This is a genomic window from Ideonella benzenivorans, assembly GCF_020387415.1.
Classification (GTDB): domain Bacteria; phylum Pseudomonadota; class Gammaproteobacteria; order Burkholderiales; family Burkholderiaceae_C; genus Ideonella; species Ideonella benzenivorans.
This window is the reverse complement of the sequence record NZ_JAGWCB010000007.1, coordinates 15,297-32,891: the sequence shown is the minus strand read 5'-3', so window position 1 is coordinate 32,891 and position 17,595 is coordinate 15,297. Positions and strand designations below refer to the sequence as shown.

Genomic DNA, 17,595 nt, shown 5'->3' with positions numbered 1-17,595 from the left:
TGAACGGAAGGCTGGGTTAGCCCTCTGCCGGTTTGAAGCCAATTTCTGCAATATTTGATCTAAACGAGTATTTGGCAATTGGCGGCAGCCCCGGAGTCCCACCCATGAACCCGAGCATCCAGCGGTTTTGCGATGTGCATGTCCATGCGGCCTCCGTCCGGGCCTGGGAGCAGACCTACAGCCAGCTCACCAGTGGGCGACTGGAGAGCACCCTGCTGCAATGGGATGGTGCCCGGCACCAGGTGTTCCGCGAATACATCAGCCAGCGCGTGGTCCAGCAGGGCGTCTCGCCGCGGGACAGGGTCTGCTTCGCCCTGCCCGTGCACACCCCCGGCCCCATCCTCTTCCAGGGCCGCGAGGCCGATGGCGAGAGCCTCTTCGTCCTGCGTGGTGGCGAGGAGTTCATGTTCCACACCCCGCAGGGCACCGAGTTGCTGGCCATGAACTTCGACCGCGCGCTGTTCGAGCAGGCCCTGGACCAGACCCCGGCGGGGCAGGAGATCCGCGCGCTGATGCGCCAGCCGGTCATCAAGCTGCCGGCCGATCATTTCCGGGTGGGCCGGCAGCGATTGCTGGCCACCTTCCACGCCGGCCTGCAGCCTCCCGCAGCCAACCCGCCCCAGGATCCTGAATCATCCCTGCTGCAGGAGATCCTCTCGCTGCTGACCGACCCGGCCTGCGACCGCCGGCAGCGCCATGGCAGCACGACGCAAAGCTTCATTGTCGAGAAGTGCCACCGTCTGGCCATGACCCAGGCGCTCAACGCCCCCAAGGTCGGCGAGCTGTGCGAGCGGCTGCAGGTCAGCCGCCGCACGGTGCAGAACAGCTTCCGCTCGGTGGCCGAAACCACCCCGCTGCACTACATGCGCTCGGTGCGGCTCAATGGCGTTCGGCGCGCCCTGCTCTCCACGCACCCGCGCGAACTCTCCATCGGCGATGCGGCGGCCCAGTGGGGCTTCTTCCACCTCAGCCATTTCGCCGCGGACTACCAGGAGCTCTTCGGCGAGCCGCCCTCCCGGACGGCCCGCGCGGTCACCCCCCGCCGGCTGGACAGCTGAGGGCTGCCTGCGCAACGGAGGTCTTCACGCCACGCTCAGAGCGTGGCCAAGCCTTCGGCGAAGATGTCCAGCGCCTTGAAGAACAGGGCCCGGGTGATGGTCAGCGAGGGCATCACCCGCATCACGTTGCCATGGCGGCCGCAGGGCACCATCAGCACGCCGTGGTTCATCAGGTGGCCCATCAGCTGGCCCATCTTCTCCCGGCCCAAGGGCTGCTTGCTGTCGCGGTCCTCGACCAGCTCGATGCCAATCATCAACCCGCGCCCCCGCACCTCGCCGATGTACGGGCTGCCGTAGCCGCGGATGCGCTCCTGCGCCTGCAGCCCCAGGGCATGGGCCCGGTCGATGAGCTTCAGGTTTGGGTCCTGCAGGATCTCGATGTTGGTCAGCGCCACGGCGGCCGACAGCGAATTGGCGGCAAAGGTGTTGGGCACCGAGCCGTCCGGGATCTTCGCGGCCAGGTCGCTGCGCATGATCACCCCGGCCATCGGCACATCACCGCCGATGCCCTTGCCGAAGGTCAGCATGTCCGGCCGCACGCCGCTGTGCTCCACCGCCCACATCTTGCCGGTGCGCCCCGCGCCGGACTGCACCTCGTCAACGATCAGCAGCGCGCCGCAGCGGTCGCAGGCCTGGCGCAGCCGCTGCAGGAATTCCGGCGCGGGCGGCACATAGCCCCCTTCGCCCTGCACCGGTTCGACGATCACCGCGGCCACGTCGTCGGCCCCGGTGTAGGGCGTGTTCAGCAGGTGGTCGACGTAGGCCCCGGCGATCTCCTCCGCGCTCTGGCGCGAAGTGTCGAAGGGAAAGCGGTAGGCATAGGGATAGGGCGCATGGATCACCCCCGCCATGAAGGGGCCGTAGCCCGCGCGGTAGGCGGTGCCGGTGGTCAGCGCCACCGAGGCGTTCCAGACCCCGTGGTAGGCCCCGTGGAAGGCCAGGATCTGGTGCCGACCCGTGACCCGCCGGGCAAACTTGACGGCCGCCTCCAGCGCATCGCTGCCCCCTTGGGTGAAGAAGGTGATGCAGTCCCCCCGCAGGCCCTCCGGCGCGATCTCGGACATCTTCACCGCCAGCTCGGTGCGCCGGGTGCTGTTGACCTCCAGCGCATGCATCAGCACCTCGGACTGGGCTCGGATGGCCGCCTGCACCTTGGGGTGACAACGCCCCACGCTGCTCACGCCCACGCCCGCAGACAGGTCGATGAAGGTGTTGCCGTCCGGGTCCTGGAAGGTGGCGCCAAAGGCCCGGTCCATCACCAGGGGCATGCGACCGCCACCACGGGCCATCGATTCGGTGCTGGCCGACAGGGCCAGGGCCTCCGCGGCGCGGGGGCCGGGGAACTGGGCGCTCACCCGACGAGGGGCATCGGGGAAGTGCAGGGGTTCAAGAAGAGCTTCGATCACACGGTCACCTTTCAAGCATCGATCCCGGATCTCACCTCAGCCCGCTCGCACGAGAGGCCCCGGCCAGATCCGGCCAAGGCATGGTGCCCTGGCCCCTGAAGGCACCGGTAACCCGAATCGGCAAGGCGTGCGCGATTGCCCAGACCGGCCTCCCGGCGGTCTTTTGCACGGTTCACCCCCGCCCAGGCCTCGGCACTGAGGTTACATCCAGTATGCTGTCGGCTGCGATGAGCCCTGTTGCCGCCCCCGCCCTGGATGATCCCCTGCAGACGCTGAACCCCGAGCAGCGCGCCGCCGCCTGCCACCAGGGCGGACCGCTGCTGGTGGTGGCCGGCGCCGGCTCGGGCAAGACGATGACCCTGGCCGCGCGGGTGGCCCACCTGGTGCTGCAGGGCGCCGACCCGCAGCGCATCCTGCTGCTCACCTTCTCGCGCCGCGCCGCGCTGGAGATGCAGCGCCGCACCGGCCACCTGCTGCACCGGGCCCTGGGCCTGAAGGGCACGCAGGCCGCCCCCGCCCTGCCCTGGGCCGGCACCTTCCACAGCGTGGGCGCCCGGCTGCTGCGTGAATCGGCCGAGGCCCTGGGCCTGTCGCCGCAGTTCAGCATCCTGGACCGCGGCGATGCCGAGGACCTGATGGCCCTCGTCCGCCAGGAGCAGGGCCTCTCGGCCACCGAGCGGCGCTTTCCGATGAAGGGCACCTGCCTGTCCATCTACTCACGCTGCGTCAACAGCCAGGCCCCGCTGGCGGCCGTGCTGGCCCAGGCCTTCCCCTGGTGCGCCGACTGGGAGGACGAACTCAAGCGCCTGTTCAAGGCCTATGCCGCCGCCAAGCAGGACCAGCAGGCGCTCGATTACGACGACCTGCTGCTGTCCTGGCTGCTGATGCTGCAGGAGCCCACGCTGGCCGCGGCGCAGTCGGCCCGCTTCGACCATGTGCTGGTCGACGAGTACCAGGACACCAACCGGCTGCAGGCCGGCATCCTGCATGCCCTCAAGCCCACGGGTGAGGGCGTGACCGTGGTGGGCGACGACGCACAGTCCATCTACGGTTTTCGCGCCGCCGAGGTGCGCAACATGCTGGACTTCCCGGCCCGCTTCAGCCCGCCGGCCCGGGTGCTGACACTGGAGCGCAACTACCGCTCCACCCAGCCCATCCTGGACGCCTCCAACGCGGTGATGGCGCTGGCCCCGGAGCGCTTTGCCAAGACGCTGTGGACCGACAAGGCGTCTTCGGCTCAGCCCCGCCTGGTGACGGTGGAAGACGATGCCGCCCAGGCCCGCTGGGTGGCCCAGCAGATCCTGGCCCGGCGCGAGGAAGGCATGACGCTCAAGCGCCAGGCCGTGCTGTTCCGCACCTCGCACCACAGCGCCACGCTGGAGTTGGAGCTCACCCGCCGGCGCATCCCCTTCGTCAAATTCGGCGGCCTGAAATTCCTGGAAGCCTCGCATGTGAAGGACGTGCTGGCCCTGCTGCGCTGGGCCGACAACCCACGCTGCCGACTGGCCGGCCTGCGCACCGCGCTGCTGGTGCCCGGCATCGGCCCGGCCCATGCCCGCCGCCTGCTGGATGCGATGGACGCCGCCAGCGACCCGGCCGCCGCGCTGCGCGCCTACGTGCCGCCCGCGGCCGCGGCCACCGACTGGCAGGCCCTGGCCACGCTGTGGCTGGCCCTGCGCCAGGACGCGGGCACCGGCTGGCCCGGCGAGCTGCAGCGCATCGTCGACTGGTACGCCCCGCACCTGGAGCGGCTGAACGACCACCCGGTGCCGCGCCTGGCCGACCTGGCCCAGCTGGCGGCCATCGCCGGCAGCCACCGCAGCCGCGAGCGCTTCCTGACCGAGCTGGCGCTGGACCCGCCCGAGGCCGGCAGCGACACCGCCAGCGACCCGCTGCTGGACGAGGACTACCTGATCCTCTCCACCATCCACTCGGCCAAGGGGCAGGAGTGGCAGGCGGTGTACCTGCTCAATGTGGTGGACGGCTGCATCCCCGGCGACCTGGGCGTGGGCACGCCCGAGGAGATCGAGGAGGAACGCCGCCTGCTCTACGTGGCCATGACCCGCGCCCGCCAGCACCTGGACCTGATGGTGCCGCAGCGCTTCTATGTCACCCAGCAGGGCCGCCACGGCGACCGCCACCTCTACGGCCCGCGCAGCCGCTTCATCCCCGACGCGATGGCGGCCGAACACTTCGAGCGCATCACCCCCCGCGCCGACGGCGCCCTGCCCACCGCCCCGCCGGCCGGCCTGCTGGACCTGCGGGCCCGGCTGCGTGGGCAATGGGACTGAGTCGCGAAGCATCCTCACACTGTGGGATGTCCTGCTCGTTGGTGCCACCGAAACTGGGCGATTCCCCTTGTTGCGCTCACCTGCATGATGTCGTCGTTTCGCTGGACCGTTGCCCTGGCCTCTCTGCTGCTGCCTGCGCTGGCCACCCCGGCACAAGCTGCCCCGATCACGCCGCCGCGGTACACCCTCAAGGAGGACAGCCCCCGGTTGGGGACCAACATCCGCAAGGACCAAATGACGGGGTCGGAGGTGGCCTTGAACCGCACCTATGACCAACTGTCCGAGGAAGACAAGGCTGCGCTGAACAGCTGGTGGGAGGACATCCAACCAGGCGACGAGCCACCTTTCCCGCAAGAGGGATTGCGCGCCATCTACGACCCCATCCGCAAGGTGCAAGACAAGTTGCTGGAAAGCGGTCGGCTCTCCGCCGTGGCCACCGTGGACGACACGGGACATGTCAGCAGCGTCAGCGTTTTCAAGTCCCCGAGCAACGAACTCACGCAGGCCGTTGCCCGGATTCTGATGCTGATCCCCTTCAAGCCGGCGGTCTGTGGCGGTCAACCCTGTCAGATGGACTTTCCGATCCGCCTGAATTTCACGGTGACGCGCCGCTGAGCCGGCCCAAGCGCGCCGAGATATTGCCGCTCAGCACCCTGCGTAGTCGATGAAGCCCTTGCTGATGCTGCCCACCTTGCGCCGCAGGCGGTAGACGCCGCCGCCTTCGCGGCCCTGGGAGGCATCGGTGTTGCCTTCGATGGTGTGCAGGTACCCGCCCTCGACCCGCTCGACAAAGCCGGTGTGGCCCAGCCCGCCACCAAAATCCATGATGAACACCATGCCGGGGCGGACCAGCCCGGGGTTGGCCACCGCGTCACGGGCCAGCAGCCGCCGCGCGCCCCGCCGGGTGGCGTTGTTCCAATGGGCCAGGCAGCCCGCGGTCTGGAACATCGGGTTGGGTCGGCCGGCGTGCTGCGCGGCCTCGTCGAAACACCAGTAGGTGAAGGCACAGCACCAGGCCAGGCCCAGCGGTGCCCCGGCGCGCTTCAGGTATTGGTCCACCTCGGGCCCGCGGTTGCTGTTGCGCGGCTGCTCGCGCACCCCGGCGTCGGCGGCGGCACCGGCCTGGGCCAGCACCGCGCCCAGGAAGGGGTCGATCACCGCTTCCACCACCGGCACCTGGGTCTCGCCGAACAGGGCCGCCCAGGTGATGGAGCCGACCTCGCCATCGGTCTTGAGCGGCTGGCCCTGTGCGTCCACATGGCGGGCCTGGAACAGCTGCACCGCCTGCTTCATGCGCGGGCCGAAGCTGGGGTTGTCGGGGTCCAGGGTCAGGGCCTCGCCGCCCCGCAAGGCCAGGGTCTTGTTGAGCGCGGTCTTCAGGGCCTTGACGACGCGGGCGTCGGTTTCGCCCACCTTGATCACGCGACCGGGATATTGCATGGCGTCTCCTCCTGGGGATGGCCCCGGAGTTCCAGGGACTCACGATGCTAGCCACCTGCCGCGGCAGAGCCCATCCGCCGCTGTGGGGACAGCCCCTGGGATAGGATGCCGCAGCCCCCTGGAGACCCCATGCATTCCCTTGTCCAGTCGCTGCTGGAGACCGACCTCTACAAGCTCACGATGCAGCAGGCCATGCTGCACCAGATGCCGGCCAACACGGCCCGCTATGTGTTCGCCTGCCGCAGCCAGCCGGTCTTCCCGCTGGCCGAACTCGCCGATGACGTCAACGCGCAGCTCGACGCGCTGTGCACGCTGCGCTTCCAGAAAGAGGAACTGGCCTACGTGCGTTCGCTGCGCTTCATGAAGCCGGACTACATCGAGTTCCTGCGCCTGTTCCAGCTCAACCGCGAGTTCATCCAGGTCCGTACCGACGGCGAGCGGCTGGTGATCGAGGCCGAGGGCCCGCAGCTGCATGTGATGCCCTTCGAGCTCTATGTGCTGCCCATCGTGCAGGCGCTCTACCAGCAGCGGCTGCAGATGCCGGACACGGTGCCACAGATGCGCCGGCGGCTGCACGCGATGATCGACCACGCGCTGGCCCGGCTGGCCGTGATGCAGAGTTCCCCCCAGCCGCCGCGGCATCCGTTCGCCCTGTTCGATTTCGGCCTGCGCCGTCGCTTCAGCGCCGAATGGCAGCTGGAGGTGCTGGAGACCCTGCGTGAGCGCATGCCCGAGCATTTCGGCGGCACCTCCAATCTGCACCTGGCACGCCTGCTGGACCTCACCCCCATCGGCACGATGGCCCATGAATGGCTGCAGACCTTCCAGGCCATGCCGGGCGTGCAGCTGCGCCAGTCCCTCGTCGCGGCCCTGGATGGCTGGGTGCGCGAGTACCGCGGCGACCTGGGCATCGCGCTGACCGACGTGGTGACCACACCCGCCTTCCTGCAGGATTTCGATCTGTTCTTCGCCAAGCTGTTCGACGGCCTGCGCCACGACAGCGGCGACCCGCTGGTCTGGGCCGAGCAGGTGGATGCGCATTACCGCCAGCTGGGCATCGACCCGCGCAGCAAACGCAAGGTGTTCTCGGACGGCCTGCGGCTGGACACCACGGCCCTGGACATCTACGAGGCCCTGTGCTGGCGGGACGACCATCTGGTGGGCTTTGGCATCGGCACCACCCTGACCAACGACAGCCCCAACGGTGCGCTCAACATCGTGATGAAGCTGCTGGAGTGCAATGGCATGCCCACCGCCAAGCTCTCCGATGCCGAAGGCAAGACAGTGTGCGAAGACGCCCGTTTCCTGCGCTACCTGCGCCACACCTTTGGTGTCGAGCACAGCGAAGCAGCGGGTTGAGCGGCCGACGGCAGGCGCCGGCCGGCCCGATCAGAAGGTTTCCCAGTCGTCGCTGCCGCCAGCCGGGGCCAACTCACGTTCCTTCGGTGCCGGCGCGGCCACCGGCTGGGTGGTTGTCCCCTTGACCGAAGCACTCTGCACCGTCGCCTTGGGCGCCACGGCGCTCGGCTTGGCAGGGGTCACCCGGGGCGCCGGCGGCACCGCCTTGGCCGTTGCCGCCGAGGCCGCGGCCGCGGCCTGCCCCATGCCCGGCGCCAGGCGGAACACCGCCACCGCCTCCACCAGGTCACGGGCCTGGTTTTTCAGGCTGTCGGCAGCTGCCGCACTCTCCTCGACCAGCGCGGCGTTCTGCTGCGTCACCTGGTCCATCTGACTGACGGCGTCACCCACCTGCTGGATGCCGCTGCTCTGCTCAGTCGTGGCGGAGCTGATCTCGCCGACGATGTCGCTGACCCGCCGGATGGAGCCGACGATCTCGTCCATGGTCTGCCCCGCCTGGCCGACCAGGCTGGAGCCCTGTTCGACCTGCTCGACGTTGCGGGTGATCAGGGTCTTGATCTCGCGGGCGGCCTCCGCGCTGCGCTGCGCCAGGGACCGGACCTCGCCGGCGACGACCGCGAAACCGCGGCCCTGCTCGCCGGCCCGGGCGGCTTCAACAGCCGCGTTCAGGGCCAGGATGTTGGTCTGGAAGGCAATGCCATCGATGACGCCGATGATGTCGCCGATCTTGCGGCTGCTGTCGCTGATCCCCTGCATGGTGGCGACCACCTGGTTCACCACCTCGCCCCCTTGGGCGGCGACGGTTGAGGCCCCCTGGGCCAGCTGGTTGGCCTGCCGGGCGTTGTCCGCGTTGTGGCGCACGGTGGAACCCAGTTGCTCCATGGTGGCGGCCGTTTCCTCCAGCGCACTGGCCTGCTCCTCGGTCCGGCTGGACAGGTCCAGGTTGCCCTGGGCAATCTGCGTGCTGGCCGTGGCAATGCTCTCGGCATTCTGGCGCACCGTGCTCACCACCTGGGCCAGTTCCGCCTGCATGCGGGCCAGAGCCTGCAGCAGCTGCGCCATCTCATCGCGCCCCTCGGCGCGGATGGTGGTGCTCAGGTCCCCGTGGGCCACGGTGTCTGCCAGTTCCACCGCGCGCTGGATCGGGCGGGTGATCGAGCGGGTGATCACCCAGGCGGCAGCCACCCCCAGCCCCAGGGCCAGCACGGTCAGGGCCCCGACGATCAGGCGGGCACTTTCCTTGGTGGCGGCGGCCACTTCGGCCTGTTGATCGGCCAGCTTGACGTTGTAGGTCCACCAGGCCGTGATGGCCGCCTGGGCCGCGGTGTAGCTCGGCAGAGTGGCCTTCAGCCGGGTGCGGGCCTCCACCGTCTTCGACGGGTCGCTGATCGTTTGCCGGGACACCTCGCGAACGGACGCCCAGGACCGCCCGTAGGCCAGGATGGCCTCGTGCGCGGCGCTCAGCAGACGCTTGTCCTCGTCATCGGCGACCAGCGCCTTGCCATAGTGATCAAAGGCCTTCTCAAGCTGGGCCTGGGCCTGGGTGATCCGGGTCTCGTAATCCGTCATGTCCTGGTCGTTGTCGGCCAGGACATGGGCGAAGGAAATGCGCCGCAGATCCCCCAACAACAGGGCGATCTCATGCTGCCCCTGGTAGGAGGGCACCAGGTTGTCGGCATAGAACTGCGAATTGGCCGCGAGGCGGCTCATCTGGAGGACGCTGACACCGGCCACCAGGGCCAGCAGCGCCAGCAAGGTGCCAAAGGCCAAGCCCAGGCGCTGGCCAATCTTGAGCTGATTGAACATCGTGACTTCCCCGTCGAATGGGGTCCCTGAAAAAGCGGACAACAACCGAAGAAGCCCATCGATACCCTCAGGTTGACGAGCGGATCACTCCGGAACCGCGCCAGTGTCAGGGAGTTGCCAGCCAGGCAAAGGAGTGAAAAGTGAGGGAAATTCCCCACCCATCTCCCGCGCGGCACCGGCAGACGCCACCGTCGTCAGGTCACCTTCCACCGCGCGGCCAGGCGCTGAAGGCAAACAGCCACAGCGCCACCACGTTGACCACCGGGACCAACACCAGCAGGGCCAGCGGCCCCGGGTAGCCGGCCTTCTCGACGATCTTCCAGGCGGGGACGACCAAGAGGACGATCCCGATGATCAAGCCGATCAGACCGTGGCCGCCGAACATGCCCATGGTGTGCTCCTCTGCAGGTTGGAATGAAAAGATGCCCAGCTTACCGTGGCCCCTGATGCACGAACTCGTAGGATTGGACCGACAGACGCCTGCCGTCCGGTGCCCGGACAATGACAGGCAAGGAGAGCACCATGATCCGCGTTGCCATCGTCGACGACCACGCCATTGTCCGCACTGGCCTGCGTCAGTTCCTGTCCGAGGAGGTGGACCTGCGGGTGACCGGCGAGGCCGCCAACGGGCGCGAGGCCCTGGACCTGGTGCGCCAGGGTGATCTGGACGTGATGCTGATGGACCTGTCCATGCCCGACCAGAGCGGTGTGGATGCGCTGGCCGCCATCAAGGCCCGTGCGCCGAGCCTGCCGGTGCTGATCCTCAGCGGTTTTCCCGAGGCGCACTACGCCACGACCCTGCTGCGCCAGGGCGCGGCCGGTTACCTGAACAAGGAATGCGACCCGGAAGAGATCGTCAAGGCAATCCGCACGGTGCACCTGGGGCGGCGCTACATCACCCCGACGGTGGCGGAACTGCTGGCCGACAACCTGAACGGCACCGGCGACCGGCCGCCCCACGAGCAGCTCTCTGAACGCGAGTTCCAGGTCTTTCTGCGTCTGGCCAAGGGCGAGACCATCAGCGCGATGGCCGACAGCATGGCGCTGAGCGTCAAGACGGTCAGCACCTACCGCACCCGGGTGATGGAGAAGCTCAAGCTCTCGTCCAACAGCGACCTGACCTACTACGCCCTGAAGAACGGCCTGATCCAGTGAGCCCGCCCCCTGCGGCGGGGGTTCACTGCAGCCGGTCGGCAGCTTGCTCCGGGCCGGGCACTGGCAGCCAGTCGTCCCAGGCCGCCTCGGCCGCGAGGGACAGCTGCACCGCATGCTCTTCGATCGCGCCAGCGTTGCGGGGCTGCACGCTGGCCAACCAGACGGCCAGCGCACAGACGCCCAGGTACACCAGCAGCACGCCCAGCAGGCGACGCGACCAGACACGGCGGTTTTGCTGAGTCATGGCATCTCCTTTCGGGTGAGATCTGGTGAAGACCATCGCCCCCGGTGCATGCCGGGTGGGACAGCCGCATTCTCAGGTCAGCAACGGCGGCACATCGCACGCAGGGTCATCGGCGGCCAGCCCGTCCTGCTCGCACGAGTGGACGGGAAAGCTCTCCTCGATGTCCGGATGCAGCACCAGGTCACGCAACTCCAGCGGCCCGGGTTCCTCGACCGTCTCCGGAAGGGGCGCCGACAGCCGATGCACCGGGGCGGTGCCTGCTGCGGGCGCGCGCCAGCCGAGTGTGCACAAGGCCAGTGCCAGCACGGCCACTTCCACGCCAGCAAAGAGCAAACGGGCGGGTGTCATGGAGGGGCTCCTTTCAGCGGTTCGGATCGACGCCCGATGCGCCGATGGCCACCACTCTAGAAAGGACGCCCGGGGCCGGCCATCAGCCCGCCACCCGTGGCGCTGTCAGACAGCGCCGACACGCGAGCCTCAGGCCACGCGCGCGATCTGGTTGCCCGGTGGCGTGTCCAGGGGGGCGTTGGCGGCCTCCTGGTCGGCCTTGGGCGCGTGGGCCGGGGACGTCGGACGCATGTGAGCCGGCAACTGGGCACCGAACACCCACTGTTTCACCTCATCCAGCCATGCATCCTTGTCGTCGTTCATGATCGTTCACCTTGTCGTTTTGTCCACTCCCTGACACCGCCGCCGCCCCGTTGCCGGTGCTGGGGGTGTCGTCCATAGACCCGTCTTGATGCCATTGGTTCACTGCGGCATCAGACATCCCCTAGGCAAGGGTCGGGCCAGCCCCCTGGGCAGGCCCAGAACTCATCCCTGAAGCGAAGGACTCTCGGGGGAGGCGACCAGCGGCTGTTGGGGCAGCCAGGCCCGCAGGGTCGTGCCCTGACCCGGACTGGACAACACCTCCAGCCGGCCATGCTCGGCCTCGACCCGGTAGTGCATGCCCAGCAGGCCGTGGTGGCCGCTGCGCGGCCCGCCCGTGTCGAACCCGCAGCCGTTGTCGCGCACCTCCACCCGGGCCTCCTCGCCCTGGCTGTCCAGCGTGACCCAGACCTCGCTGGCCTGGGCGTACTTGGCGGTGTTGGTGAGGGCCTCCTGCACCATGCGGAACACGGTGAGCTCGGCACTCGGCGCCAGCGCCACCCCGGTGAGCGAGCTGTGGACGGGCAAGCCGGCCCGCTGGGCGAACTCGTCGCACAACACCTCCAGCGCCGGCAGCAGGCCCAGGTTGCTCAGGGTCGAGGGACGCAGGTCCTCGATGATGCGGCGCTTGAGGGCGATGCCGCTGTTGAGGGTGGTCGTCAGGTGCTGCAGGCGCTCCAGCGCCTCGGGCACGCCCACCAGGCGGGGCTTGAGCCGGGCCACATCGAGCTTGGCCGCCGTCAGCAGCGCCCCCAGCTCGTCGTGCAGTTCACGGGCCAAACGGGCCCGCTCGTCCTCGCGGGCGGTCTGCAGGTGGCGGGCCAGCTCGGTCAGCTCCGCGGTGCGCCGGGCCACCTCGCGTTCCAGGTGGTTGCGTTCGTCCAGCAGGCGCTGGGCCTGGCGCTGACGCTCCACGCCCAGCGCCCGCTGCTGGCGCAGGTACAGCACCAGCACCAGCGCGGCCATCAAGGTCAGCAGCGCCACACCGATCCGGTTCAGCAGCAGGGTGTCGAACACGCCGCTCAGCCCCCGCTCGATCTTGGCGTTCTGCCGGTTGGAGAGCTGGTTGACCAGGCCGCGGATGGACTGCATCTTGTCCAGACCGATGCCGCTGTCGAAGAGGTCCGCCGCCACCCCGTGCTTGCCGGCGTCGTACTTGGACAGCACCAGGCTCATCTCGCTGAGCTTGCCTTCCACCGCCTCGCGCAACTCGCCCAGCTGTCGGCGCGCGGCCTCGTCGCTGTCGGCCAGGTAGAAGCGTTGCAACGCATCCAGGGAAGCCCGGACATCGGTGCTCGCATGGCGGTACGGCTCCAGGTACTCGGGCCGGCCGGTGATCAGGTAGCCCCGCTGGCCCGACTCGGCATCGGTGAGGCGCTGCAGCAGCGTGATCAGCTCCAGCCGGATGCGACCGACCAGCACCAGATCGTCCATCCGCGTGCGGGCCTGCTGGTAGGCCAGCTCGCTGAACCCCAGCATGGCCAGCGCCGCCAGCGCCACCATCGGCAGCACAAAGATGCTGTGACGCGCGCGCAGTCCCCAGGACTGCAGATTGGTCTTCATGCGCCGCCCTTGGGCCGCACCGCCCGGTCAGGCCCGCGGCGCATGGGACAGGGCCTCGCAATAAGCGATCAGATCCTCCAGCTCGGCCGACTTGTCGAAGACGCGGTCCGCCCCCAGCGCCAGGCAGCGACGGCGCATCTCGGGTGTGGCGTAGTTGCTCAGCACCACCAGACGAGCGTCCGGCCAGACCGCCCGGGCCCGACGCAGCACCTCCAGACCCGTCCCGCGGGTCAGGAAGATGTCGATGATCATCAGGTCGCAACCTGCCCCGGGCTGCGCCAGCCAAGCCACCGCATCGGCTTCGGTGCCGGCCCAGCCCACCACCTGCATGCCCAGCATCTCCTCCAGCGTCGCGGTCAGGTTCTGGCGGATCACCTCGCTGTCTTCCACCAGGTAGAAGCGCAAGGCCCGTTGTGCCGGGTCGAGATCGGAGGTGGAAGGGATCGCGTTCATGGTGTCAACGGTCTGCCGGATCGACCCAGGCCGACCTGGGAAAGAAATTATCGGCGGGAGACCGTCATCGTGGCAGCCCCAAAGTTCGGTGAAACATGTCGGACCGGTCCTACAGCGGTGCGGGTCCACCCGAGGGGTCATCGGTGGGCGTTCATGGGCGCACGGCCAGTTCGTTGCGCACGGCCTTCACGCCCTTGACGCTCCAGGTCAGGCGCTCAGCCTCGGCCCGCTCGTTCTGACTCTTGGCAAACCCCGACAGCATCACCGTGCCGTTGAGGGTCTCCACCTTGATGGCCACGGCCTCCACCGACTTGGATTCGACAAACTTGGCCTTGACCGCCGTGGTGATCGAAGCGTCGTCGATGTACTCGCCGACGGTGGACTGGCCGCGGGTGACGGCGCAGCCGGGCAGCACGCTCAGGGCCGCCGTGGCGACCAACGCTGCGGCCAGGGCGATGCGAAGAGAACCCGTCGTCTGCATGGGCATGGAAGTCTCCTGGGATGGTTGGGCTTTCAGTGTGCGCGGTGGGGCCGGTCCCAGCCCCCTCCCAAACGGCCGTTTCCATGTAGGACGAGACCGCATGCCGGCGTCAGCATCCCACCCAGGAACACCGCCGGCCGTGAACCGGGGCAGACCCCGGTGGCCAACACCGCCCCCTGCCGCCAACATGCCGCCCGATGTCTGACACTTGGTTCCTGCTCCTGTCTGCCGCCCTGTGTGCCGGCGCCCTCAACGCGCTGGCCGGCGGCGGCAGCTTCCTGACCCTGCCGGCCCTGTTCCAGGTCGGTCTGCCGCCGATCGCGGCCAACGCCACCAGCACCGTCGCCGTCAGCCCGGGCTACCTCGGCAGCACGCTGGGGTTTCGCGCCGAACTGGCCCGCCTGCCCGCCTCGCTGCTGTGGCGCGACAGCGGGATCTGCGCCCTGGGCGGTCTGGCTGGCGCCGGGCTGCTGCTGGTCACGCCGGCCCGGCTGTTCGTCGCGGTCGTGCCCTGGCTGCTGCTGTTTGCCACCGCCGTGTTCGCGGCCGGGCCCTGGCTGATTCGCCAGTTGCATCGACCATCGGCCGCCCGCGCGCCAGCCACCGCGCCGCGCTGGCAGCGTGCGCTCGGGCTGGCGGCAGTGTCGGTCTATGGCGGCTATTTCAATGGGGGGCTGGGCATCCTGCTGCTGGCGCTCTACCAGGCCACCGGCGTGCAGGACCTGCGCGAGGCCAACGCCCTGAAGAACCTGAACTCGCTGGTGCTGTCGGCCGTCTCGGTGCTGACCTTTGCCTGGGCGGGCCAGGTGCACTGGCCCCAGGCCCTGGGCATGGCACTGGCCGCCATCGCCGGAGGCTACCTGGGCGCCGCGCTGACCCGCCGGCTGCCGCCCGTCTGGGTGCGCGCGGTCGTGATCGCCACCGGGCTGGGCATGACGCTGAAATTCCTGCTCCACCACGGCGCCTGAGCCACCACGGCGCCGATTACGCAGAGCCCACATGCGGCAGGGGTGTGACGGAGGTCGATAATTTCGGCTTCACCCTCCCCCCTCCACCATGTCTTCCCCCTCTTCTGTTTCGGCGGCCACTCAGCCCGCCAAGGCCCCCTTTTACCGTTCGCTGTATGCCCAGGTGCTGTTCGCCATCGCGCTGGGCGTGTTGCTGGGCCGCTTCGCCCCGGACCTCGCCACCCAGATGAAGCCGCTGGGCGATGGCTTCATCAAGCTGATCAAGATGATCATCGCCCCGATCATCTTCTGCACGGTGGTGCTGGGCATCGCCGGCATGGAAGACATGAAGAAGGTGGGCAAGACCGGTGGCCTGGCCCTGCTGTACTTTGAGGTCTTCTCCACCATCGCGCTGATCATCGGCCTGGTCATCGTCAACCTGGTGCAACCGGGCGCGGGCATGCACGTGGACCCGGCCACGCTGGACACCAAGGGCATTGCCAACTACGTGGCGCCCGGCAAGATGAGCACCACCACCGACTTCCTGCTGCACATCATCCCGGACAGCGTGGTCGATGCCTTCGCCAAGGGCGAGATCCTGCAGGTGCTGCTGTTCTCGATGCTGTTCGGCTTTGCGCTGCAGAAGTTCGGCGGCCGCCGCAACGTGGTCTATACCTTCATCGAGAAGGTCTCGCAGGTGCTGTTCGCAATCGTCGGCGCGATCATGAAGGTGGCTCCGATCGGCGCCTTCGGCGCGATGGCCTTCACCATCGGCAAATACGGCGTGGGCTCGCTGCTGCAGATGGCCCAGCTGATGGCGGCCTTCTACGCCACCTGCCTGCTGTTCGTGCTGGTGGTGCTGGGCACCGTGGCCCGGCTCCACGGCTTCTCGATCCTGAAGTACCTGCGCTACATCCGCGAGGAACTGCTGATCGTGCTGGGCACCTCGTCGAGCGAATCGGCCCTGCCCGGCATCATGCGCAAGCTGGAACACGCCGGCGCCGAGAAGTCGGTGGTCGGTCTGGTGATCCCGACCGGCTACTCCTTCAACCTGGACGGCACCTCGATCTACCTGACCATGGCCGCCGTCTTCATCGCCCAGGCCACCGACACGCCGCTGAGCCTGATGCAGGAGATCACGCTGCTGGCCGTGCTGCTGCTGACCAGCAAAGGGGCCGCGGGCGTGACCGGTTCGGGCTTCATCGTGCTGGCGGCCTCGCTGGGCGCGGTGGGCCATGTGCCGGTGGCCGGCCTGGCGCTGATCCTGGGCATCGACCGCTTCATGAGCGAGGCCCGCGCGCTGACCAATCTGGTGGGCAACGGCGTGGCCACGTTGGTGGTGGCCAAGTGGGTCGGCCACCTGGACGAGGCCAAGCTGCACGCCGCCCTGGTGGAACAGGTGCCGGTGCCCGAACCGTCCCTGGGCCTGCCCCAGGCCGGGGTCGTCACGGCCCCCCAGGGCACGCCAGCCCACTGAGCCACCTGGCGGAGAATGCGGCATCCCCACCCTGCGCTCCCGAACGTGCCGCCTTCCCCGCCCGCCGATCTCTCGGAACCGGCCAGTCCCTCCAAGCTTCCGCCAGACGTGCTGAAGCTGGGTCTGGTCAGCTTCCTGACCGACGTGAGCTCCGAGATGATCTTCTCGGTGTTCGCGGTCTTCTTCACCACCGTGGCCGGCGCCTCCAGCGCGCTGCTGGGCCTGATCGAGGGGCTCGCGGATTTCTCGGCCTCGTCGCTGAACTACCTGGCGGGCTGGCTGTCCGACCGCAGCGGCCGGCGCAAGGGATTTGCCGTCGCCGGCTACGCCTTCTCGACCCTGGCCAAGCTGATCCTGGTGCTCTCGACCAGTGTGCTGGCGCTGTCGGCCTTCCGGGTCATCGAGCGCCTGGGCAAGGGCTTTCGTGGCCCGCCGCGGGACGCCTGGCTCTCGGCCATCGCGGCCCGCGCCACCCGTGGTTATGCGTTTGGCGTGCACAAGGCGCTGGACAAGGCCGGCGCGGTGCTTGGCCCCCTGCTGGCCTACGCGCTGCTGCAGCATCTGGGCGAACACCCCGGCACCTACCACTGGCTGTTCGCCATCGCCCTGGTGCCCGCGCTGCTGAGCGTGCTGCTGCTGACCCGCATTCCGGACCGGCCCGAAGAACCGCACCCGCGGGAGAGCGTGCGCCACAACTGGCAGCAGCTGAGCCCCGGCTTCAAGCGTTTTCTGTGGCCCGCAGGCCTGTTCGCGCTGGCCTACTTCAGCCTGGGCTTCATCCTGCTGCGGGCCCATGCCATCGGGTTCAGCGTGGCCGAGGTGGTGCTGCTCTATGCGCTGTTCAACGCGGTGTGTGTGGCCGCGGCACCGGCCATCGGCTGGCTGGGCGACCGCATCGGCCGGCCCCGCATCGTGCTGCTGGGCTACGCCGTCTACGGCCTGCTCAACCTGTGGCTGGCCTGGGCCGACAGCCGCGAAGAGATCATCGCGGTGTTCGCGCTGTACGGGCTGTTCTACGCCATCGACGAATCGCAGAGCAAGGCCTTCATCGCCGACCTGGAGCCGGCGCGCCGGGCCTCGGCCATCGGCGTCTACAACTCGGTGACCGGGGTGCTGTACCTGCCGGCCTCGCTGGTGGCCGGTGCGCTGTGGGCGGTGGCGCCCACCTGGACCTTTGGTCTGGCGGCCGCCTTGTCGGCGGCCGCCGCCGGCTGCTTCCTGCTGCTGCGCCCAGGCGGGGCGCTCGCCCACCGTTCTCCCGGCTGAG

18 protein-coding genes are annotated in these 17,595 nt (G+C 68.7%); 8 read left to right on the top strand and 10 right to left on the bottom strand.

What is annotated here, in order from left to right; all coding sequences use genetic code 11:
- Window positions 1–104 precede the first annotated feature (104 nt).
- Window positions 105–1,058 carry a helix-turn-helix domain-containing protein gene (locus tag KGA65_RS03230; protein WP_225861713.1) on the top strand — a complete coding sequence of 318 codons (954 nt, stop codon included), beginning with the start codon at window positions 105–107 and terminating at the stop codon, window positions 1,056–1,058.
- A 35-nt stretch (window positions 1,059–1,093) separates the two neighbouring features.
- Here the strand turns inward: KGA65_RS03230 and KGA65_RS03225 are convergent, their stop codons facing one another.
- Window positions 1,094–2,464: an aspartate aminotransferase family protein gene (locus KGA65_RS03225; RefSeq protein WP_225861712.1), complete on the bottom strand. Its 1,371-nt coding sequence runs from the start codon at window positions 2,462–2,464 to the stop codon at window positions 1,094–1,096.
- Between the two features lie 215 nt (window positions 2,465–2,679).
- Here KGA65_RS03225 and KGA65_RS03220 point away from each other — a divergent pair, with 215 nt between their 5' ends.
- Together KGA65_RS03220 and KGA65_RS03215 are read left to right on the top strand one after the other, a co-directional pair.
- The gene (locus KGA65_RS03220) at window positions 2,680–4,755 is read left to right on the top strand and encodes an ATP-dependent helicase (protein ID WP_375142608.1); all 2,076 of its coding nucleotides are present in this window, start codon (window positions 2,680–2,682) and stop codon (window positions 4,753–4,755) included.
- An 84-nt stretch (window positions 4,756–4,839) separates the two neighbouring features.
- Complete coding sequence (locus KGA65_RS03215) at window positions 4,840–5,370, top strand: energy transducer TonB (protein WP_225861710.1); 531 nt, start codon at window positions 4,840–4,842, stop codon at window positions 5,368–5,370.
- Window positions 5,371–5,400: 30 nt separating this feature from the next.
- Here the strand turns inward: KGA65_RS03215 and KGA65_RS03210 are convergent, their stop codons facing one another.
- Window positions 5,401–6,195, bottom strand: a complete 795-nt coding sequence (locus KGA65_RS03210; RefSeq protein ID WP_225861709.1) for a CHAP domain-containing protein — start codon at window positions 6,193–6,195, stop codon at window positions 5,401–5,403.
- Between the two features lie 129 nt (window positions 6,196–6,324).
- On the opposite strand from KGA65_RS03210, the gene pncB reads away from it, so the two are divergent.
- A complete protein-coding gene (pncB, locus tag KGA65_RS03205; RefSeq protein ID WP_225861708.1) occupies window positions 6,325–7,554 on the top strand; it encodes a nicotinate phosphoribosyltransferase in 1,230 nt (409 codons plus the stop codon).
- Between the two features lie 30 nt (window positions 7,555–7,584).
- On the opposite strand, the gene KGA65_RS03200 is transcribed toward pncB, so the two are convergent.
- Together KGA65_RS03200 and KGA65_RS03195 are read right to left on the bottom strand one after the other, a co-directional pair.
- Window positions 7,585–9,360: a methyl-accepting chemotaxis protein gene (locus KGA65_RS03200; RefSeq protein ID WP_225861707.1), complete on the bottom strand. Its 1,776-nt coding sequence runs from the start codon at window positions 9,358–9,360 to the stop codon at window positions 7,585–7,587.
- Between the two features lie 199 nt (window positions 9,361–9,559).
- Window positions 9,560–9,751 carry a hypothetical protein gene (locus KGA65_RS03195; protein ID WP_225861706.1) on the bottom strand — a complete coding sequence of 64 codons (192 nt, stop codon included), beginning with the start codon at window positions 9,749–9,751 and terminating at the stop codon, window positions 9,560–9,562.
- Window positions 9,752–9,882: 131 nt separating this feature from the next.
- On the opposite strand from KGA65_RS03195, the gene KGA65_RS03190 reads away from it, so the two are divergent.
- The gene (locus KGA65_RS03190) at window positions 9,883–10,515 is read left to right on the top strand and encodes a response regulator (RefSeq protein WP_225861705.1); all 633 of its coding nucleotides are present in this window, start codon (window positions 9,883–9,885) and stop codon (window positions 10,513–10,515) included.
- A gap of 22 nt (window positions 10,516–10,537) precedes the next feature.
- On the opposite strand, the gene KGA65_RS03185 is transcribed toward KGA65_RS03190, so the two are convergent.
- The 6 genes from KGA65_RS03185 to KGA65_RS03160 form a co-directional block, all read right to left on the bottom strand.
- Complete coding sequence (locus tag KGA65_RS03185) at window positions 10,538–10,759, bottom strand: hypothetical protein (RefSeq protein ID WP_225861704.1); 222 nt, start codon at window positions 10,757–10,759, stop codon at window positions 10,538–10,540.
- Between the two features lie 72 nt (window positions 10,760–10,831).
- Window positions 10,832–11,107, bottom strand: a complete 276-nt coding sequence (locus KGA65_RS03180) for a hypothetical protein (protein WP_225861703.1) — start codon at window positions 11,105–11,107, stop codon at window positions 10,832–10,834.
- Window positions 11,108–11,236: 129 nt separating this feature from the next.
- Window positions 11,237–11,410 carry a hypothetical protein gene (locus tag KGA65_RS03175; RefSeq protein ID WP_225861702.1) on the bottom strand — a complete coding sequence of 58 codons (174 nt, stop codon included), beginning with the start codon at window positions 11,408–11,410 and terminating at the stop codon, window positions 11,237–11,239.
- Between the two features lie 162 nt (window positions 11,411–11,572).
- On the bottom strand, window positions 11,573–12,970 hold the full coding sequence (locus tag KGA65_RS03170) for a CHASE3 domain-containing protein (RefSeq protein ID WP_225861701.1): 1,398 nt from the start codon (window positions 12,968–12,970) through the stop codon (window positions 11,573–11,575).
- A gap of 27 nt (window positions 12,971–12,997) precedes the next feature.
- Window positions 12,998–13,423: a response regulator gene (locus KGA65_RS03165; protein WP_225861700.1), complete on the bottom strand. Its 426-nt coding sequence runs from the start codon at window positions 13,421–13,423 to the stop codon at window positions 12,998–13,000.
- Window positions 13,424–13,574: 151 nt separating this feature from the next.
- Window positions 13,575–13,910, bottom strand: coding sequence for a BON domain-containing protein (locus KGA65_RS03160; protein ID WP_225861699.1), 336 nt, complete (start codon window positions 13,908–13,910; stop codon window positions 13,575–13,577).
- 191 nt (window positions 13,911–14,101) lie between these two features.
- Here KGA65_RS03160 and KGA65_RS03155 point away from each other — a divergent pair, with 191 nt between their 5' ends.
- The 3 genes from KGA65_RS03155 (at window position 14,102) to KGA65_RS03145 (ending at window position 17,594) form a co-directional block, all read left to right on the top strand.
- Complete coding sequence (locus tag KGA65_RS03155) at window positions 14,102–14,872, top strand: sulfite exporter TauE/SafE family protein (RefSeq protein WP_225861698.1); 771 nt, start codon at window positions 14,102–14,104, stop codon at window positions 14,870–14,872.
- Between the two features lie 88 nt (window positions 14,873–14,960).
- A complete protein-coding gene (locus KGA65_RS03150; RefSeq protein ID WP_225861697.1) occupies window positions 14,961–16,328 on the top strand; it encodes a dicarboxylate/amino acid:cation symporter in 1,368 nt (455 codons plus the stop codon).
- Between the two features lie 108 nt (window positions 16,329–16,436).
- Window positions 16,437–17,594 carry an MFS transporter gene (locus tag KGA65_RS03145; RefSeq protein WP_225861696.1) on the top strand — a complete coding sequence of 386 codons (1,158 nt, stop codon included), beginning with the start codon at window positions 16,437–16,439 and terminating at the stop codon, window positions 17,592–17,594.
- Window position 17,595 lies beyond the last annotated feature (1 nt).

Excerpts from the sequence above, each read along its gene's own strand:
- KGA65_RS03155 (WP_225861698.1), top strand. The coding sequence starts at position 14,102 with ATGTCTGACACTTGGTTCCTGCTCCTGTCTGCCGCCCTGTGTGCCGGC.
- KGA65_RS03170 (WP_225861701.1), bottom strand. The coding sequence starts at position 12,970 with ATGAAGACCAATCTGCAGTCCTGGGGACTGCGCGCGCGTCACAGCATC.
- KGA65_RS03215 (WP_225861710.1), top strand. The coding sequence starts at position 4,840 with ATGATGTCGTCGTTTCGCTGGACCGTTGCCCTGGCCTCTCTGCTGCTG.
- pncB (WP_225861708.1), top strand. The coding sequence starts at position 6,325 with ATGCATTCCCTTGTCCAGTCGCTGCTGGAGACCGACCTCTACAAGCTC.
- KGA65_RS03210 (WP_225861709.1), bottom strand. The coding sequence starts at position 6,195 with ATGCAATATCCCGGTCGCGTGATCAAGGTGGGCGAAACCGACGCCCGC.
- KGA65_RS03180 (WP_225861703.1), bottom strand. The coding sequence starts at position 11,107 with ATGACACCCGCCCGTTTGCTCTTTGCTGGCGTGGAAGTGGCCGTGCTG.
- KGA65_RS03190 (WP_225861705.1), top strand. The coding sequence starts at position 9,883 with ATGATCCGCGTTGCCATCGTCGACGACCACGCCATTGTCCGCACTGGC.
- KGA65_RS03200 (WP_225861707.1), bottom strand. The coding sequence starts at position 9,360 with ATGTTCAATCAGCTCAAGATTGGCCAGCGCCTGGGCTTGGCCTTTGGC.
- KGA65_RS03230 (WP_225861713.1), top strand. The coding sequence starts at position 105 with ATGAACCCGAGCATCCAGCGGTTTTGCGATGTGCATGTCCATGCGGCC.
- KGA65_RS03175 (WP_225861702.1), bottom strand. The coding sequence starts at position 11,410 with ATGAACGACGACAAGGATGCATGGCTGGATGAGGTGAAACAGTGGGTG.
- KGA65_RS03165 (WP_225861700.1), bottom strand. The coding sequence starts at position 13,423 with ATGAACGCGATCCCTTCCACCTCCGATCTCGACCCGGCACAACGGGCC.
- KGA65_RS03160 (WP_225861699.1), bottom strand. The coding sequence starts at position 13,910 with ATGCCCATGCAGACGACGGGTTCTCTTCGCATCGCCCTGGCCGCAGCG.
- KGA65_RS03150 (WP_225861697.1), top strand. The coding sequence starts at position 14,961 with ATGTCTTCCCCCTCTTCTGTTTCGGCGGCCACTCAGCCCGCCAAGGCC.
- KGA65_RS03185 (WP_225861704.1), bottom strand. The coding sequence starts at position 10,759 with ATGACTCAGCAAAACCGCCGTGTCTGGTCGCGTCGCCTGCTGGGCGTG.
- KGA65_RS03195 (WP_225861706.1), bottom strand. The coding sequence starts at position 9,751 with ATGGGCATGTTCGGCGGCCACGGTCTGATCGGCTTGATCATCGGGATC.